Annotated in this window: 16 protein-coding genes; 13 read left to right on the forward strand and 3 right to left on the reverse strand. The window is 71.3% G+C overall.

Annotation, left to right across the window (positions count from 1 at the left end):
* Window positions 1-86: 86 nt before the first annotated feature.
* The 3 genes from queF to K6753_RS13965 all read left to right on the forward strand — a co-directional run bounded on the left by queF (window position 87) and on the right by K6753_RS13965 (window position 4,369).
* Complete coding sequence (gene queF / locus K6753_RS13955) at window positions 87-905, forward strand: NADPH-dependent 7-cyano-7-deazaguanine reductase QueF (protein ID WP_223677082.1); 819 nt, start codon at window positions 87-89, stop codon at window positions 903-905.
* A gap of 301 nt (window positions 906-1,206) precedes the next feature.
* Window positions 1,207-1,911, forward strand: coding sequence for a UPF0149 family protein (locus K6753_RS13960; RefSeq protein WP_223677083.1), 705 nt, complete (start codon window positions 1,207-1,209; stop codon window positions 1,909-1,911).
* A gap of 223 nt (window positions 1,912-2,134) precedes the next feature.
* Window positions 2,135-4,369 carry an NADP-dependent isocitrate dehydrogenase gene (locus K6753_RS13965; protein WP_223677084.1) on the forward strand — a complete coding sequence of 745 codons (2,235 nt, stop codon included), beginning with the start codon at window positions 2,135-2,137 and terminating at the stop codon, window positions 4,367-4,369.
* A 304-nt stretch (window positions 4,370-4,673) separates the two neighbouring features.
* On the opposite strand, the gene K6753_RS13970 is transcribed toward K6753_RS13965, so the two are convergent.
* Window positions 4,674-5,069, reverse strand: coding sequence for a hypothetical protein (locus K6753_RS13970; protein ID WP_223677085.1), 396 nt, complete (start codon window positions 5,067-5,069; stop codon window positions 4,674-4,676).
* A gap of 141 nt (window positions 5,070-5,210) precedes the next feature.
* On the opposite strand from K6753_RS13970, the gene K6753_RS13975 reads away from it, so the two are divergent.
* From K6753_RS13975 to K6753_RS13985, 3 genes are all read left to right on the forward strand, one after another.
* On the forward strand, window positions 5,211-6,128 hold the full coding sequence (locus K6753_RS13975) for a LysR substrate-binding domain-containing protein (protein ID WP_223677086.1): 918 nt from the start codon (window positions 5,211-5,213) through the stop codon (window positions 6,126-6,128).
* Window positions 6,129-6,268: 140 nt separating this feature from the next.
* The gene (locus K6753_RS13980; protein WP_223677126.1) at window positions 6,269-7,066 is read left to right on the forward strand and encodes a class I SAM-dependent methyltransferase; all 798 of its coding nucleotides are present in this window, start codon (window positions 6,269-6,271) and stop codon (window positions 7,064-7,066) included.
* A gap of 172 nt (window positions 7,067-7,238) precedes the next feature.
* The gene (locus K6753_RS13985; RefSeq protein WP_223677087.1) at window positions 7,239-8,138 is read left to right on the forward strand and encodes an alpha/beta fold hydrolase; all 900 of its coding nucleotides are present in this window, start codon (window positions 7,239-7,241) and stop codon (window positions 8,136-8,138) included.
* Between the two features lie 91 nt (window positions 8,139-8,229).
* On the opposite strand, the gene K6753_RS13990 is transcribed toward K6753_RS13985, so the two are convergent.
* Window positions 8,230-8,631, reverse strand: coding sequence for a YkgJ family cysteine cluster protein (locus K6753_RS13990; RefSeq protein ID WP_223677127.1), 402 nt, complete (start codon window positions 8,629-8,631; stop codon window positions 8,230-8,232).
* A 155-nt stretch (window positions 8,632-8,786) separates the two neighbouring features.
* Between K6753_RS13990 and oleC the strand changes: the two genes are divergently transcribed.
* The 5 genes from oleC (at window position 8,787) to K6753_RS14015 (ending at window position 14,793) form a co-directional block, all read left to right on the forward strand.
* Entirely contained in the window at window positions 8,787-10,448 is a 1,662-nt protein-coding gene (gene oleC, locus K6753_RS13995) for an olefin beta-lactone synthetase (protein WP_223677088.1), read from the forward strand.
* Window positions 10,449-10,569: 121 nt separating this feature from the next.
* Window positions 10,570-11,568: a 2-alkyl-3-oxoalkanoate reductase gene (oleD, locus tag K6753_RS14000; protein WP_223677089.1), complete on the forward strand. Its 999-nt coding sequence runs from the start codon at window positions 10,570-10,572 to the stop codon at window positions 11,566-11,568.
* 54 nt (window positions 11,569-11,622) lie between these two features.
* Window positions 11,623-12,270 (forward strand): ubiquinone biosynthesis accessory factor UbiJ, encoded by a 648-nt coding sequence (locus tag K6753_RS14005; RefSeq protein ID WP_223677090.1) that lies wholly within the window; start codon window positions 11,623-11,625, stop codon window positions 12,268-12,270.
* Entirely contained in the window at window positions 12,267-13,940 is a 1,674-nt protein-coding gene (gene ubiB, locus K6753_RS14010) for a ubiquinone biosynthesis regulatory protein kinase UbiB (RefSeq protein WP_223677091.1), read from the forward strand. Before K6753_RS14005 ends, ubiB begins: the two co-directional genes overlap by 4 nt.
* Window positions 13,941-14,061: 121 nt before the next feature.
* Window positions 14,062-14,793, forward strand: coding sequence for a pseudouridine synthase (locus K6753_RS14015; RefSeq protein WP_223677092.1), 732 nt, complete (start codon window positions 14,062-14,064; stop codon window positions 14,791-14,793).
* A gap of 28 nt (window positions 14,794-14,821) precedes the next feature.
* On the opposite strand, the gene K6753_RS14020 is transcribed toward K6753_RS14015, so the two are convergent.
* Window positions 14,822-15,358: a DUF2059 domain-containing protein gene (locus K6753_RS14020; protein WP_223677093.1), complete on the reverse strand. Its 537-nt coding sequence runs from the start codon at window positions 15,356-15,358 to the stop codon at window positions 14,822-14,824.
* A gap of 122 nt (window positions 15,359-15,480) precedes the next feature.
* Here K6753_RS14020 and arfB point away from each other — a divergent pair, with 122 nt between their 5' ends.
* Together arfB and K6753_RS14030 are read left to right on the forward strand one after the other, a co-directional pair.
* Complete coding sequence (arfB, locus tag K6753_RS14025) at window positions 15,481-15,909, forward strand: alternative ribosome rescue aminoacyl-tRNA hydrolase ArfB (protein ID WP_223677128.1); 429 nt, start codon at window positions 15,481-15,483, stop codon at window positions 15,907-15,909.
* 11 nt (window positions 15,910-15,920) lie between these two features.
* Entirely contained in the window at window positions 15,921-16,541 is a 621-nt protein-coding gene (locus K6753_RS14030; RefSeq protein WP_223677094.1) for a lysophospholipid acyltransferase family protein, read from the forward strand.
* Window positions 16,542-16,717 lie beyond the last annotated feature (176 nt).

Genomic DNA, 16,717 nt, shown 5'->3' on the forward strand with positions numbered 1-16,717 from the left:
GCGGCGATCGCGGCTGAAGCCGCTCCTACAGAGGCCACGGCGTCGCGCGCAAGGCGGCCGGCCGCCCCGCGCGCGATAATCCCCGGATGGACCTCAATGCCCTCCCGCTCGGTCGCCACGTCGACTACCCGAGCCACTACGACCCCGCCCTGCTGTGCCCGATCCCGCGCGCGCTGGGCCGCGATGCGATCGGCCTGGGCGGCGGCGCGCTGCCCTTCATCGGCCACGACCGCTGGCACGCCTACGAGCTGAGCTGGCTGGACGCGCGCGGCAAACCCCGCGTCGCCACTGCCACGCTGGCCGTGCCGGCCGACTCGCCGAACCTGGTCGAATCCAAGTCGCTCAAGCTCTACCTCAATTCGTTCAACGCCACCCGCGTGGAGAGCGACGCCGAGCTGCTGTCGCGCATTGCGGCCGACGTATCGGCGGCCGCCGGGGCCCCGGTGCAGGTGGCGCTCGGACTGCCGGTGATCGACGAGGGCGACGAGGCGAGCGCCGAATCCATCGACGGGCTGGACGTCGCCATCGATCGCTACGGTCCGCCGGACGCCACGCTGCTGGCGGCCCAGGCGGACGATGTCGTCGAGGAGACGCTGTCCAGCGCGCTGCTGAAGTCCAACTGCCCGGTCACCGGCCAACCCGACTGGGCGCGGGTGGTGATCGCCTACCGCGGCCCGCGCATCGACCGCGCCAGCCTGCTGCGGTACCTGGTGTCGTTCCGCGACCACGCCGAGTTCCACGAGCAATGCGTGGAGCGGATCTTCGCCGACCTGGTGGCCGTGGCCCGGCCCGAACGGCTGTCGGTGGAGGCGCGCTACACGCGGCGCGGCGGCCTGGACATCAACCCGTGGCGGGCCACGCCCGGCCATCCGTTGCCGGTGGCGGGGCGCGACCTGCGCCAGTAGCGCCCGTCCGTCGGGCCGCCTGCACCGCTGGCAGTTGTTGCGTGGCGTTTCACTGTTACGCGATACGGACTTAACAAACGACGTGGGAAGGTGGCCTCGTGCCCGCCGTGGGCGGTGGGCCGACCGCATCAGCCTGGCCTTGTCCGGCGCGCGGGTCATCTCTCCAGTACGACTCTCCAAGATGGGCGCGACGCAGGTCGCGCCCAATTTTTTTGTCCGGCAGGCGTCGTCCGGCACACCCGGAAAACCCGGCGCCCGCCGCTTGCGACTACCATGCCGGTCCCCCACGCGTGATACCGCCATGACTGCCCCCGCCTACCTCGACGATGCCGCCATCGAACGCTTGGCCGACCTGCTGGAGCAGCGCGCCGTGCCGTTCAAGGGTTTCAACCTGGAGGCGCTGGACGGCTTCCTGTCCGCGCTGGCCGTGGGCCCCGACACCGTGCCGATGTCGGAGTGGGAGCCCGCGGTGTGGGGCACGCCACCGCGCTGGTCCGACAGCGACGAGCGCGCGCAGGTCGAAAACCTGCTGCAGGGCCACGCCAACATGGCCGGCGCGCGCGTGCGCTTCGGCGACGACGACCTGCCCGACCACCTGGCCCCGCTGCTGTGGTTGCCGGAGGACCCGGAGTCCGAAGCCGACGACGAGCTCGACGTCGGTCGCGACTGGGCGATGGGCTTCTTCCGTGGCGTGGAACTCCGCGAGGCCGCGTGGGAGCAGTGGCTGGACGAGAACGACTGGATCGACGAGGTGTTCGTGTTGCTCGACCGCCTCGCCAGCGGCGAGGTGCTGGGCGAGGACGTCGAAGCACCCGGCACGCCGATCAGCTACCGCGAGCGGCTGGAGATCATCGCCGGCCTGCCGGACATGCTGGCCGACCTGCACCACCACCGCATCGACGCGCTGACCCCGCGCGAGCCGATCCGCCGCGCCGACACGCCCGACCGCAACGCGATGTGCACCTGCGGCAGCGGCAAGAAGTACAAGAAGTGCTGCGGCGCGTGAGGTGATGCGGCGCGATCCTCCCTTCCTCCCTCTCGCCGTTGGGAAGGTGGGAGCGGGGAGGGCGCCTTGATTGCCCGGTTACCGCCCACGGACCGCGCACAACCCGCTTCCCACGCCTGATCCAGCGGGCCGACATGCGCCCGCGTATGCACCCGCGGCTTTGCCCGCGACCGCCGCAGACGCGACAATCCGCGTTCTGCCCGACGAATCGAAGCGAGCCCCCATGTCCAAGTCCCCCACGATCATCTACACCCTCACCGACGAGGCGCCGCGGCTGGCCACGGCCTCGCTGCTGCCGATCGTGGAGGCGTTCGCCGCGACCGCCGGCATCGACGTGGAGACGCGCGACATCTCGCTGGCGGGCCGCATCCTGGGCCAGTTTTCCGATCGCCTGAAGGACGGCCAGCGCGTCGGCGACCACCTGGCCGAACTCGGCGAGCTGGCCAAGACGCCCGAAGCCAACATCATCAAGCTGCCCAACATCAGCGCGTCGGTGCCGCAACTGAAGGCCGCGATCAGGGAACTGCAGGGCCAGGGCTTCGACCTGCCGGGCTACCCGGACGAGCCGAAGACGGATGAAGAGCGCGACATCCAGGCGCGCTACGACCGGACCAAGGGCAGCGCAGTCAACCCGGTGCTGCGCGAGGGCAACTCCGACCGCCGCGCGCCGGCCTCGGTGAAGGCCTACGCGCGCAAGCACCCGCACCGCATGGGCACGTGGAGCAGCGAGAGCGCCTCGCACGTGGCCAGCATGGACTCGGGCGACTTCTTCGGCAGCGAGCGCTCCACCACGGTGGAATCGGCGACCGACGTGCGCATCGAGCTGGTCGCCGACGACGGCAGTACGACCGTGCTCAAGCCGAAGGTGTCTTTGCAGGCCGGTGAGGTGATCGACGCCGCCACCATGGACACGCGCAAGCTGGCCGAGTTCGTCGACGCGCAGATCGACGATGCCAAGGCGCGCGGCGTGCTGTTCTCGCTGCACCTGAAGGCGACGATGATGAAGGTCTCGGACCCGATCATCTTCGGCGCGGTGGTCAACCGCTTCTACGCGCCGGTGCTGGGCAAGTACGACAAGGAGCTGATGGCCGCCGGTTTCGATGCCAACAACGGCATCGGCGACCTGTACGCGCGACTGGATGCAATGGACGCCGGCACCGCCGCCGCGATCCGCGCCGACATCGACGCGTTGTACTTTGATCGCCCGGCGCTGGCGATGGTCAACTCCGACAAGGGCATCACCAACCTGCACGTGCCCAGCGACGTCATCGTCGACGCGTCGATGCCGGCGATGATCCGCGACAGCGGCCGCATGTGGAACGCCAAGGGCGAGCTGCAGGATACCAAGGCGGTGATCCCCGACCGCTGCTACGCCGGCGTCTACCAGGCGGTGATCGACGACTGCAAGGCGCATGGCGCGTTCGACCCGGCCACGATGGGCAGCGTGCCCAACGTCGGCCTGATGGCGCAGAAGGCCGAGGAGTACGGCAGCCACGACAAGACGTTCCAGCTGGAGCGCGCCGGCACCGTGCGCGTGGTCGACGCCTCCGGCGCCGTGCTGATGGAGCACGCGGTGCAGGCCGGCGACATCTGGCGCATGTGCCAGACCAAGGACGCGCCGATCCGCGACTGGGTGAAGCTGGCCGTCAGCCGCGCGCGCCTGTCGGGTACGCCGGCGGTGTTCTGGCTCAACCCGCAGCGCGCGCACGACGCGCAGCTCATCAAGAAGGTCGAGGCCTACCTCAAGGACCACGACACTGCCGGCCTGGACATCCGCATCCTGCCGCCGATGGAGGCAACCCGGGTATCGCTGGAGCGCATCCGCCGCGGCGAGGACACCATCAGCGTCACCGGCAACGTGCTGCGCGACTACCTCACCGACCTGTTCCCGATCCTGGAGCTGGGCACCAGCGCCAAGATGCTGTCGGTGGTGCCGCTGATGGCCGGCGGCGGCCTGTTCGAAACCGGCGCCGGCGGCAGCGCGCCCAAACACGTGCAGCAGCTGACTGCCGAGAACTACCTGCGCTGGGATTCGCTGGGCGAGTTCCTGGCGCTGGCCGCGTCGCTCGAGCACCTCGCGCAGAGCACCGACAACGCCCGCGCCAAGGTGCTGGCCGACGCGCTGGACGCGGCGAATGCGCGCTTCCTGGACGAGGACCGCTCGCCGGGCCGCAAGCTCGGCACCATCGACAACCGCGGCAGCCATTTCTACCTGGCGATGTACTGGGCGCGCGCGCTGGCCGACCAGGACGACGACGCCGACCTCAAGGCGACGTTCGCGCCGCTGGCCGAAGCGCTGGAACGCGACGAGGCGACGATCGTCGCCGAGCTCAACGGCGTGCAGGGCCAGCCGGCCGACATCGGCGGCTACTACCAGCCCAGCGACGCGCGCCTGGCCGAGGTGATGCGGCCCAGCGCGACGCTCAATGCCGCGCTGGACGGGTTGCGCAAGACCTGACGAAGCGCGGGATTCGCCGGACTCGGAAAAACCGACGGGCCTTTGCTCCCTCCCCTGCGCGCAGGGGAGGGCTGGGGAGGGGTGCTCTGCGCCCGCAAGATCCAGCGTCCCAAAGAGCCGCGAGGCATTGAGATACGTCGTCAAAGACCAGTGCCACTGGCTGCTGCGTGTCTGCCGCTCCGGCTCGACGTAGGACCGGGTAGAAGCCCTTACTTCGATCGGTAGCGAGGGGCAACGGCGACAGAGCACCCCACCCCAACCCTCCCCTGCCAGCAGGGGAGGGGGCATTGGCATTCGCCGCTATCTAGCCGCACCCGCACGCCTGCGCCTGCGGCGCGACGCACTCCGCGACGCGCCCGCCAAAGGCCCGCAGCGACGCCACGCGGTTGCCGAAGGCGTGGTCGAACCAATCGCGCTCCTCGGGCAGGCCCAGGGTCGAGACGCCATCCCCGGCCGCGGCCAGCGGGAACCAGCCGCCGGTAGGCCGTGCGGCGGGTGCCGGGCCGCGCCGCCAGGCGGTGCCGGCCGGGGCCGGGCAGTCGTCGTCCGCGGGCGCGTCGATGGTGCTCGGATGCGCATCGCTGCTCGTGGTCACGGGCGCGCTCGAAGCGGAGCCCCGGGAGGCGGACGCGGTCGACGCCAGGTCGCCCGGGTGGGTCACGTAACCGTGGAGGAACAGCAGGTCCTTGTAGATGCTCATGGCGGTCTCCGGTGGGGGCGTTACTGGACGCCTTGTTGACGGAGGCACAACATAGGCGCACCGCATCCACTGAAAAAGCGACGCTTTTGCAAGCCTGGCTTGAAATTCGTTCAAGTCAGGCGGGCCGCACCGAGGTCTGACATGAGCCGCCCACCGCTCCACGCCCTGCTCGGATTCGTCGCCGCCGCGCGCGCCGGCAACCTGACCCGGGCCGCCGAATCCCAGCACCTCACCGTCAGCGCGCTCAGCCACCAGATCCATGGCCTGGAGGAGCGGCTGGGCCGCCAGCTGTTCGATCGCGGGCCGCGTGGCGTGCGCCTCACCGCGGAAGGCGAGCGCCTGCTCTCGCGCGTCGGCCCCCACCTGGACGCGCTCGACCAGGCGCTGCGCCCGTACGGGCCGCGGCACGACGAAATCCTCACTCTCAGCACGACCCCCTCGATGGCGTCGGCGTGGCTGGTGCCGCGCCTCGGCGGATTCCTCGCCGCGCATCCGCAGCTGGAGATCAACCTGCAGTCGGCGGCGTCGCTGGTGGACTTCGAACGCGACCGCGACGTCGATGCCGCCCTGCGCATCGGTCGCGGCACGTGGCCCGGCGTCATCAGCGAACCGCTGTTCGACGAGTGGGTGGCGCCGGTCGCAAGCCCCGCCCTGGTGGAGCGCATGGGCGGCCTGCCCGGCGACGGCGAGCTGCACCGCTGGCCGTTGCTGGGCGACCCGGACCGCGAGTGGGACGCGTGGTTCGCCGCCCACGGCGGCCGCCCGCCGGAGCGCTACGTCGCCTACTTCGACGACTCCGAGGCCCTGCACCGCGGCGCGGCGGCGGGCGTCGGCGTCGCGCTGGGCAAGCTCACCCGCGTGCGCCTGCTGGTGGAAGCCGGCCAGCTGGTGTTGCTGACCGGCAAGCGCCTGCGCACCGGCTACGGGCACTACCTGGTGTACCCGCCGCGGTCGGCCGACCACGCCGGGCTGCACGCGCTGCGCAGCTGGCTGCTGGAACAGGCGGCCGACTACACCGCCGCCGATGTCGGCACCGATGCCGGCGGCGAAGGAAGGTGATACACCGCCCGACGCGCGCGCGCCGGGTACCATCGGGCCCCTCGACCCGCCCTGACTGGAGTGACGCCATGCTTCGCACCGCACTGCTCGCCACCGCCCTGACCGTATCGCTCGGCGCCTGCACCACGTCGTCCGGCGTCATGAACGAGGCCACCGAAGCGGTCGGTGGGGTGATCGACGGCGCCGTCGCCGAGGCCCGCCTGGCGGCCGCCGTGTCCGGCCCGTGGCGCAACCCCGACAACGTCGCGCGCGACGGCTACCGCCACCCGGGCGAGACGCTGCAGTTCTTCGGCGTGATGCCCGACGACACGGTCATCGAGATCACCCCCGGTGGCGGCTGGTATGCCGAGATCCTCGCCCCCTACCTGCGCGAGGACGGCCAGTACGTCGCCGCCGTAGTCGACCCGATGGCGCTGCCGGAAGGCCGCGGCCGCGACTACCAGGCCAACAGCAAGGCCGGGCTTGAGACACTGTTCGCCGGTTCGGCCGCGCAGTACGACCGCGCGCGCATCGTCGCCTTCGACCCGGCCAACCCGGTGTTCGGCGCCGCCGGTTCGGCCGATGCCGTGCTGACCTTCCGCAACGTGCACAACTGGCGGTCCAACGGCCAGGCCGAGGGCATGTTCCAGGGCTTCTTCGACGTGCTCAAGCCCGGTGGCGTGCTCGGCGTGGTCGAGCACCGCGCCGCCGCCGACGTGCCGGCCGACGACCGCAGCGGCTACGTCGGCCAGGCGCAGGTGGTGGCGATGGCGCAGGCCGCCGGCTTCGTGCTGGACGCCACCAGCGAGGTCAACGCCAACCCGCGCGATACCAAGAACCACCCCAACGGGGTGTGGACGCTGCCGCCGGGCAACCGCCACGAGGACACCGACCGCGCGAAGTACCAGGCGATCGGCGAATCCGACCGCATGACGCTGCGGTTCCGCAAGCCGGAATAAAGGGCGAGTCTTGTAGCCCGGGTAAGGCCGAAGGCCGCACCCGGGTTTTTTTTGTCCACGCCTGCTGGTATCACCGACCCCGGGTGCGGCCTTTGGCCTTACCCGGGCTACGGTCGCGGCGCGCCCCGTCGCGATGCACCACAATGCGCGCCCCTGACGCGTGCGCCACCCGATGACCGATACCTACCCCGACTACCCCTTCTCCCCGCAGCGCTTCGACGTCCGCCCCGGCATCGCGATGTCGTACCTGGACGAAGGCCCGTCGGATGGCGAGGTGGTGGTGATGCTGCACGGCAATCCGTCGTGGAGCTTCTACTGGCGGCACCTGGTCCTCGGGCTGCGTGACCGCTACCGCTGCATCGTCCCCGACCACGTCGGCATGGGCCTGTCGGACCGGCCGGATGACGCGGACTACGACTACACCCTGCAGTCGCGCGTCGACGACCTCGATGCCCTGCTCGGGCACCTGGGCATCGGCGGCCCGGTGACGCTGGCGGTGCACGACTGGGGCGGCATGGTCGGCTTCGGCTGGGCATTGCGCGATCCGTCACGCGTGCGCCGCCTGGTGGTGCTCAACACCGCCGCATTCCCGCTGCCGGCCGACAAGCCGATGCCATGGCAGCTGTCGTTGGGACGCGACTCGCGCATCGGCGGCTTACTGATCCGCGCCTTCAACCTGTTTGCGCGCGGCGCGGCGTGGACAGGCACCGAGCGGTCGCTGCCACGCGACGTGCGCCGCGCCTACATCGCGCCTTACACCGGCTGGCGCAACGCGATCAGCACCCTGCGCTTCATGCAGGACATCCCGCTGGGCGAGGGCGACCGTGCGTGGCCGCTGCTGGCCGAATCCGCGCGCGTGCTGCCGCAGTACGCCGACCGCCCGGTTTTCATCGGCTGGGGCCTGCGCGACTTCGTGTTCGACCGCCACTTCCTCGACGGCTTCACCCGCGCGCTGCCGCAGGCGCAGGTGCACGCGTTCGAGGATGCCAACCACTACGTGCTGGAAGACAAGCACGAGGTGCTGGTGCCGGCGATCCGCGCGTTCCTGGATGCGAACCCGCTACCGCGTTGAGCCCCATGCAGGAGCGACGTAAGTCGCGACCGCGATCTCCGGGGGGCTGCGAAGGTCGCGACTTACGTCGCTCCTAAGCGTTCTGTGGCCATCACTCCGGCAACGGATTGCGCACCGCCTCCGGCACCCCGGCCCAGTCGCCCGGCGTCAACGCCGGCAACCCGTGCGCCAAACGTGCCTTGTCGCACTGCGCGCTGGCCGCGCCGAACTCCCACGACGCCGGCACCGCCGCGCACACCGACGGGCGCCGGTCGTGGATGCCGCAGCGCGAATACACCCCGATCTGCGCATCCAGCGCCACGCACCGCGGCGCGGCCTGCGAGGTGCCGCGCATCACGCGCTCGTGGCTGCGCAGCGGTTCGGTGAGTCCGATCGGCACCGCGCCGCCCATGCCGGGCTCGGCCTCGGACCAGTGGAAGCTGACGCGGAAATGCGCGCAGCACGCGCCGCACGACAGGCACGGGTGCGACGCGGCAACGGCAGGCGCGACCAGGTTCGGCGCCACGGGGCGGGGATCGGGGTACACGAGGGGTGCTCGCACGGGCCGGGCCGCCGGGTGGCTGGCGCTGGACGGTCGCGGGATTCTGGGGATTCCGTAGCCGCGCGCAAGTGCCGGCACCTGCACGGTTCAGCGGCGACAATACGGCGATGACCGCTTCGCCCGACGCCACGCCCTGCAACATCGCCGCCGCGCTGCCGCGGCTGGCCGCCGCCCACCCCGGACAGGTCGCGCTGCGCTGCCCCGGCGGCCGCGGTCCGCGTGGCATGGCGCGCTACGACCAGGTGCTGACCTACGCCCAGCTCGATGCGCGCAGCGACGCGATTGCATCGGGCCTGGCACGCCACGGCATCACCCGGGGGACCCGCACCGTGGTGATGGTGCGGCCGTCGCCCGAGTTCTTCCTGCTGATGTTCGCGCTGTTCAAGGCCGGCGCGGTGCCGGTGCTGGTCGACCCCGGCATCGACAAGCGCGCGCTGCGCCAGTGCCTGGACGAGGCCAGGGCCGAGGCGTTCATCGGCATCCCGCTGGCACACGCCGCGCGCGCGCTGCTGGGCTGGGCGCGTTCGGCGCGCGTGCGGATCACCACCGGTACCCGGCCATGGCTGGCCGACGGCACGCTCGCGCGCGTCGAGGCCGACGGCGCTGGCGCCGGCCCGCAACTGGCCGCCACCGCGCCCGACGACATCGCCGCGATCCTGTTCACCAGCGGCTCGACCGGCGTCCCCAAGGGCGTGGTGTACCGCCACCGCCACTTCGTCGCGCAGGTCGACATGCTGCGCGACGCCTTCGATATCCAGGCGGGCGGCGTCGACCTGCCGACCTTCCCGCCGTTCGCGTTGTTCGACCCGGCACTGGGCGTGACTTCGGTGATCCCCGACATGGACCCGACGCGCCCGGCGCGCGCCGACCCCCGCAAGCTGCACGATGCGATCGCGCGTTACGGTGTCGACCAGCTGTTCGGCTCACCCGCGCTGATGGCGGTGCTGGCCGCGCACGGACAGCCGCTGCCGACGCTGCGCCGCGTGACCTCGGCCGGCGCTCCGGTCCCGGCGGACGTGGTCGCGCGCATGCGCGAACTGCTGCCGGAGGACGCCTCGTTCTGGACCCCCTACGGCGCCACCGAATGCCTGCCCGTCGCGGTGATAGAAGCGCGCGAACTGCAGGCCACGCGTACGGCCACCGAAGCCGGCGCCGGCACCTGCGTCGGCCGCGCGGTCGCGCCGAACGTGGTGCGGATCATCGCCATCACCGACGACGCCATACCGACGTGGGTGGACGCGCGGGAACTGCCCGCCGGGCAGGTCGGCGAGATCACCGTCGCCGGCCCCACCGCCACCGACACATATTTCAACCGCGACGCGCAGACACGGCTGGCCAAGATCGTCGAGCCGCTGCCCGACGGCACCCGGCGCGTCGTGCACCGCATGGGCGACGTGGGTTACGTCGATGCCGACGGTCGACTGTGGTTCTGCGGCCGCAAATCGCACCGCGTCGAAACGGCGACCGGGTCGCTCTACACCGAACAGGTCGAACCCCTGTTCAACGTGCATCCCAACGTGCGCCGCACCGCACTGGTCGGCACGGGTGCGCGCGGCGCGCAGGTGCCGGTGCTGTGCGTGGAGCTCGCGCCCGGCGCCTCGCGCAGGGACTGGCCGCGCATCGAAGCCGAGTTGCGCGCGCTGGGCCGCGGCCACGTGCACACCGCCGGCATCGACCGCTTCCTGCGCCACCCCGGGTTCCCGGTCGACATCCGCCACAACGCGAAGATCGGTCGGGAAAAGCTCGCGGCCTGGGCGGCCCGGCAATGAGCACCGCATCCTCTGTAGGAGCGGCTTCAGCCGCGATCGTGGAAACGGCAGGGCGACGGTGGCGACCGATCGCGGCTGAAGCCGCTCCTACAGGTGCACCGCACGGCATGGAGAGTCCCAGATGAAAATCCTCGTCACCGGCGGCGGCGGCTTCCTCGGGCAGGCGCTGTGCCGTGGGCTGGTCGAGCGCGGCCACGACGTCGCCAGCTTCAACCGCGGCCACTACGCCGAACTGGATGCACTCGACGTCGTCCAGCACCGCGGTGACCTCGCCGATGCCGAGGCCGTGCACGCCGCCGCGGCCGGATGCGATGCGGTGTTCCACAACGCCGCCAAGGCCGGCGCGTGGGGCCCGTATGAGGACTACCACCGCGCCAACGTACTCGGCACGCGGAACGTCATCGCCGCCTGCCGCGCACACGGCATCGGCCGGCTGGTCTACACGTCGACCCCCAGCGTCACCCACCGCGCCACGCACCCGGTCGAAGGCGGCACCGCCGACACCGTGCCCTACGGCGAAGGCTTCAAGGCGCCGTACGCCACCACCAAGGCTATCGCCGAGCGCGACGTGCTGGCGGCCAACGATGCGACGCTCGCCACGGTGGCGCTGCGACCGAGGCTGATCTGGGGCCCCGGCGACAACCAGCTGCTGCCGCGGCTGGTGCAGCGCGCACGCGCCGGACGGCTGCGGCTGGTCGGCGATGGCCACAACCGCGTCGATACCACCTACATCGACAACGCCGCGCAGGCGCACTTCGATGCGTTCGAGCACCTAGCGCCCGGCGCTCCCTGCGCGGGGCATGCGTACTTCATCAGCAATGGCGAACCGCTGACGATGCGCGACACGCTCAACCGCCTGCTGGCGGCGGTGGATGCGCCGGCCGTCGAGAAGACCCTGCCGTTCCCGCTGGCCTACGCGATCGGCGCGACGTGCGAGGGCCTGTGGTCGCTGCTGCCGCTGAAAGGCGAGCCGCCGCTGACCCGGTTCCTTGCCGAGCAGCTGGTGACGCCGCACTGGTACGACATGGCGCCGGCGACGCGCGACTTCGGCTACGTGCCGCGCGTGTCGTTCGACGAGGGACTGGCGCGGCTGCGCGCGTCGTGGCACGCAGGGCACTGACGCAGCCGCAGCGCCATAACGGAGCCCGCAACGCGCCCCGCTAGAATGCCGCCCATGACCAACACCCCCCCGTCGACGCCGCTGGACGCACTCAAGCCGCTGGCCGGCCGCGCGCTGCAGGCCGCGCTCAACCGCGCGCTGGCGCTGGACCCGGACACCCGCGACACCCTGCGCACCCTCGACGGCCGCACGGTCGCGCTGCGGCTGGCGTCGCCGCCGCTGGCTTTGCAGGTGCGCGTGGCCGGCGACCGGCTCGAGGTCGGCCCGGTGCCCGACGCGCAGGAGCCCGACCTGTCGGTGCGCAGCACCATCGGTGGCCTGCTGTCGCAGCTGCCATTCCTTCGAAACGACAAGGCCACGCCGGTCGGCCAGCTGCGCATCGAGGGCGACGCCGACCTCGCGCGTCGCCTGCAGCGCATGGCCGAGCGCTTCGATCCCGACTGGCAGCAGCCGTTCGTGGCGGTGATGGGCGATGTCATCGGCGTGCAGGTGGCGCAGGCCGTGGCCGGTGCGCTGCGGCATGCGCGCAGCGCCGGATCCGCCTTGGCGACCAACGCCGCCGAGTACGTCACCGAGGAGTCGCGCGACGTGGTCGGCCGCGCCGAACTCAACGCCTTCCACGACGACGTGGATGAGGTGCGCGACGACGTCGAGCGGCTCGCCGCGCGCGTGTCGCGCCTGGGCGGCGGGGCGCCGCGATGAAGTCGGCGCTGCGCGCCTGGCGTATCGGTCGCGTGCTGCTGCGCTACCGCCTGGACGCGCTGGCCGACGACACCCCGGCCGAGCGCTGGCTGAAGCTGGCGCGGCCGTTCGTGCCGCGGGCCTCGCGCGAGATCGAGGCGATGCCGCGCGGCGCGCGGCTGCGCATGGCGCTGCAGGAACTGGGGCCGATCTTCGTCAAGTTCGGGCAGATCCTCTCGACCCGCCGCGACTTGGTGCCGCCGGATGTCGCCGAGGAGCTGACGCTGCTGCAGGACCGCGTCGCGCCGTTCGACGGCGAGGCCGCCCGCGCCATCGTCGAGCAGGCGCTGGACCGGCCGGTCGCGGAGGCGTTCGAGCATTTCGACACCACGCCGCTGGCCTCGGCGTCGATCGCCCAGGTGCACGCCGCGGTCCTGCCGGCCACCGCCACCGCGCCGGCGCGCGAGGTGGTGGTCAAGGTGCTGCGTCCCGGCATCCGCCGGCAGATCGCCGCCGACGTCGCGCTGCTCAAGGCGATGGCGGGCGTAGTCGAGCGCACGCATCCCAATGCCGACAAGATCCGCCCGCGCGAGGTCGTGGCCGAGATCGAATACACCCTGGCTGCGGAGCTGGACCTGCAGCGCGAGGGCGCCAACGCCAGCGTGCTGCGGCGCTTCTGGCAGGGCAGCGAGGACCTGTACGTGCCCGAGGTGGTGTGGAGCCACACGGGCGAGCGCGTGCTGACGCTCGAGCGCGTGCGCGGCATCCCGTCCGACGACATCGCCGCGCTGGACGCGGCCGGCATCGACCGCCGCGCGCTGGCCGCCAAGGGCGTGCGGGTGTTCTACACGCAGGTGTTCCGCGACAACTTCTTCCACGCCGACGCGCACGCCGGCAACATCTGGGTCGACAGCGACCCGGCGCGCCGCGACAACCCGCGTTTCATCGCGCTGGACTTCGGGATCATGGGCCAGCTCTCGGACGAGGATCAGTACTACCTCGCCGAAAACTTCATGGCGATCTTCAACCGCGACTACCGCCGCATCGCCGAGTTGCACGTGCAGGCCGGCTGGATGCCGGCGCACATCCGCATCGACGAGCTCGAAGCCGCCGCGCGCTCGGTGTGCGAGCCGTACTTCACCCGCCCGCTGAGCGAGATCTCGCTGGCCGAGGTGCTGGTGAAGCTGTTCAAGGTCGCCCAGCGCCATGAGCTCACCCTGCAGCCGCAACTGATCCTGCTGCAGAAGACACTGCTCAACATCGAAGGCGTCGGCCGCCTTCTGGATCCGAAGCTGGATATCTGGGCAGTGGCGCGGCCGGTGCTGCAGCGCATCCTGGTCGAGCGCTACAGTCCGCAGCGGCTGGCCGCGGAGTTCCGCAAGCGCCTGCCCGAATTCGTTACCCGCGCGCCCGAAATGCCGCGTCTGCTGCACGCCTGGCTGAGCCAGCAGGTCGAAGGCCGGCACGAGTTGCGCATGCGCTCGGACGACCTGGCGCAACTCACGCGCTCGGTGCGCGATGCGCAGAAGCGCACCGTCGCCGCGATCCTGGGCACCGGGCTGCTGATCGTCGCCGCCGTTCTGTACGGGCTGGAAGCGGGCGGGCCGTCGCTGTGGTCGATCCCCGCCTCGGCGTGGATCGCAGGGCTGGGCGGGCTGTGGGCGCTGCTGGCGGCGTGGCCGCGGCGATGACCGCACCGCTTCTTGTAGGAGCGGCTTCAGCCGCGATCGCAGGCCATCGAATGCGACTTCACTGCGGGATCGCTGCTGAAGCCGCTCCTACAGGTGACGCAAAAGCTGCGCAGGTGGCTACGTGACCGCGTTGGAGGTGCTCTACCGCGATGACTACCTGGCCGTCGTCGACAAGCCCGCCGGGTTGATGGTCCACGACAGCGCGCTGGCGCGTGGCGAGACGGACTTTGCGGCCGACCGGCTGCGCGACCAGTTCGGCAAGCCCATCTTCCTGGTGCACCGGCTGGACCGCGCGACCAGCGGCTGCCTGCTGCTGGCGTTCGACCGCGACACCGCCTCGGCGCTGGGCAAGGTGCTGATGTCGCGCGAGGTCGAGAAGGACTACTGGGCGGTGTGCCGTGGCTGGCCGGAGGCGGCGTTCACCATTGACCACGACCTCGACGGCGGCCCCGGCAAGCCGCTGAAGAAGCCGGCGGTGACGCGGTTCGAGCGGCTGGCGTCGGTCGAGCTGGCGCTGCCCTCGACCGGCTTCGAAACCTCGCGCTATGCGTGGCTGTCGGCGCACCCGGAAACCGGGCGCTTCCGCCAGATCCGCCGCCACCTCAAGCACGCCAGCCACCACCTGATCGGCGACACCAGCCACGGCGACGGGCGCCACAACCGCACGTTCCGGATGATGGGCATCCACCGCATGCTGCTGCACGCGCGGCGGCTGGCGTTCGCGCATCCCGCGCATGGCGGGGTGGTTGAAGTCATTGCGCCGGTGGATGCGCCGTTCCAGCGCGCGCTCGACCTGTTCGACGGCGGCCGCGACCCGGCCTCGCAAACGGAAACGGCCGGCGCCCCGCCCTGAGGGAGGCGCCGGCCGCCCGGTCGCGTTCTTATTCGGCGTCGTCGCTGTCGGCAGCGGCCTTGGCGGCCTGCACTTCGATCTCCTGCTGCATCTGCTGCATCGCCGGCGCCATCAGCTGCTGGGTGGCGACCATCGTGTTCTGCATCAGCTGCGGCATCTTGTCGAGCAGGGTCTGGCCGGCATCGCTGCGGTAGAACTCGATCAGCGCAGCCACGTCCTGGTCGTCGAACGACTTGGCGTAGATGTCGCGGTACACCGGCTGCACCTTGTCCCACGCCAGCGTGGTGCGCAGGTTGGCCATCATCCGGTCGAGCATCGCCTGGATCTCGGCCTGCTCCCCGGCGGTCAGGTCCTTGCCGGCGGCGGCCTGCGCCGCGGCCTGCTGCTGCATCGCCTCCACCTGCGGCCACATCCCATCGAGCGTCTGCTCGACCCGCATCACGTCCATCAGCTCGTCGACCTGGGCATCGCTCGGCGGCGCGGCGAAGGCGACGGGCGCGGCGGCGGCCAGCACCAGTGCGCAGGCCAGCGAACGCAGCGGACGGGTCGAAATCTTCAAACGCATGGTGCAGCTCCTTCCTGGAATGAGGCCCGCATCCTCCCGGCCGCCCGCACCGGCGTCAACGGGCCGTGGCCGACGATGCCGGCGGCAGGGCCTACAATGCGCGCCCCGCCATGCCCTGCCGTATGTCGCCGCCGATGTCGTCGCCTCCCGCCCCGTCGATCCCCGAGTCCGAACTAGTCGAACGGTTCGTGCGCGCGGCCGGCCCCGGTGGGCAAAACGTCAACAAGGTGGCCACCGCCGTCGAGCTGCGCTTCGACGTCGCCGGCTCGCCTTCGCTCAGCGAACCGGTGCGCGCGCGGCTGCTGGCCAAGCGCGACCGCCGCATGACCGGCGAGGGCGTGCTGGTCATCAACGCCCAGCGCTTCCGCACCCAGGACCGCAACCGCCAGGACGCGCGCGAGCGCCTGGCCGCCTTCATCGCCACCGGCCTGGTCGCGCCCAAGAAGCGTGTCGCCACCCGGCCCACGCGAGGTTCGGTGGAGCGCCGGCTGGGCGCCAAGCGCGAGCGCAGCACGGTCAAGCGCCGCCGCAGTGCAAAGGCGTGGGATTGATGGACGCGCCGGTGGACGCCCCCCTGCACCCGCCCGGCGGGCCGCGCGTGCTGCCGCTGCCGCCGCAGGCGCCCCGCGTCCCGCCCAATCCCTTCACCCGGTGGATCGGCCGGACGGTGCTGAGGCTGGGCGGCTGGCGCATGGTCGGTGCGTTTCCCGACCTGCCCAAGGTGGTGCTGATCGGCGCGCCGCACTCGACCAACTGGGACGGCATCTGGGGTTTCGCGGCCAAGATGGCGCTGGGCCTGGACATCAAGATCCTGGGCAAGGATTCGTTGTTCCGGGTGCCGGTGCTGGGCGCGCTGCTGCGGCGCTTCGGCGTGATCCCGGTGGACCGCAGCGCCGCGCACGGCGTGGTCGAGCAGGCCGCGGACATGATCATGGCCGCCGACCGGCTGTGGTTCGGGCTGGCGCCGGAAGGCACGCGACGTCTGGTGGAGCGCTGGAAGCCCGGCTTCTGGAAGATCGCCCGCGCCGCGGGGGTGCCGGTACTGCCGGCGTACTTCCACTACCCCGACAAGGTCATCGGCATCGGCCCGCCGTTCGAGCTGACCGACGACATGGACGCGGACCTGGCGCGCATCCGCGACTGGTACCGGCCCTGGCAGGGCAAGTACCACGGCACGCCCTGATCGGGCATCACCCGGCGGGTTCTGCCGCAGAGGGTCAGCCCTGAAGGTGCCGCAGGGGGGTTGGGCGCAGCGACAGCCATCGTGTCCATGGCTTTGACCGATGGGTATCGATTCGCTCCATCCTTCATGCGAATGACGCGACCGGTCGTCCGTCTACCCGCGCCGTCCGTCCCCGG

The sequence above is a fragment of the Novilysobacter selenitireducens genome (assembly GCF_020026895.1).
Taxonomy (GTDB): domain Bacteria; phylum Pseudomonadota; class Gammaproteobacteria; order Xanthomonadales; family Xanthomonadaceae; genus Lysobacter_C; species Lysobacter_C selenitireducens.

Coding starts and splice junctions, on each gene's coding strand:
- queF (WP_223677082.1), top strand. CDS start 87: ATGGACCTCAATGCCCTCCCGCTCGGTCGCCACGTCGACTACCCGAGC.
- K6753_RS13960 (WP_223677083.1), top strand. CDS start 1,207: ATGACTGCCCCCGCCTACCTCGACGATGCCGCCATCGAACGCTTGGCC.
- K6753_RS13965 (WP_223677084.1), top strand. CDS start 2,135: ATGTCCAAGTCCCCCACGATCATCTACACCCTCACCGACGAGGCGCCG.
- K6753_RS13970 (WP_223677085.1), bottom strand. CDS start 5,069: ATGAGCATCTACAAGGACCTGCTGTTCCTCCACGGTTACGTGACCCAC.
- K6753_RS13975 (WP_223677086.1), top strand. CDS start 5,211: ATGAGCCGCCCACCGCTCCACGCCCTGCTCGGATTCGTCGCCGCCGCG.
- K6753_RS13980 (WP_223677126.1), top strand. CDS start 6,269: ATGAACGAGGCCACCGAAGCGGTCGGTGGGGTGATCGACGGCGCCGTC.
- K6753_RS13985 (WP_223677087.1), top strand. CDS start 7,239: ATGACCGATACCTACCCCGACTACCCCTTCTCCCCGCAGCGCTTCGAC.
- oleC (WP_223677088.1), top strand. CDS start 8,787: ATGACCGCTTCGCCCGACGCCACGCCCTGCAACATCGCCGCCGCGCTG.
- oleD (WP_223677089.1), top strand. CDS start 10,570: ATGAAAATCCTCGTCACCGGCGGCGGCGGCTTCCTCGGGCAGGCGCTG.
- K6753_RS14005 (WP_223677090.1), top strand. CDS start 11,623: ATGACCAACACCCCCCCGTCGACGCCGCTGGACGCACTCAAGCCGCTG.
- ubiB (WP_223677091.1), top strand. CDS start 12,267: ATGAAGTCGGCGCTGCGCGCCTGGCGTATCGGTCGCGTGCTGCTGCGC.
- K6753_RS14020 (WP_223677093.1), bottom strand. CDS start 15,358: ATGCGTTTGAAGATTTCGACCCGTCCGCTGCGTTCGCTGGCCTGCGCA.
- arfB (WP_223677128.1), top strand. CDS start 15,481: ATGTCGCCGCCGATGTCGTCGCCTCCCGCCCCGTCGATCCCCGAGTCC.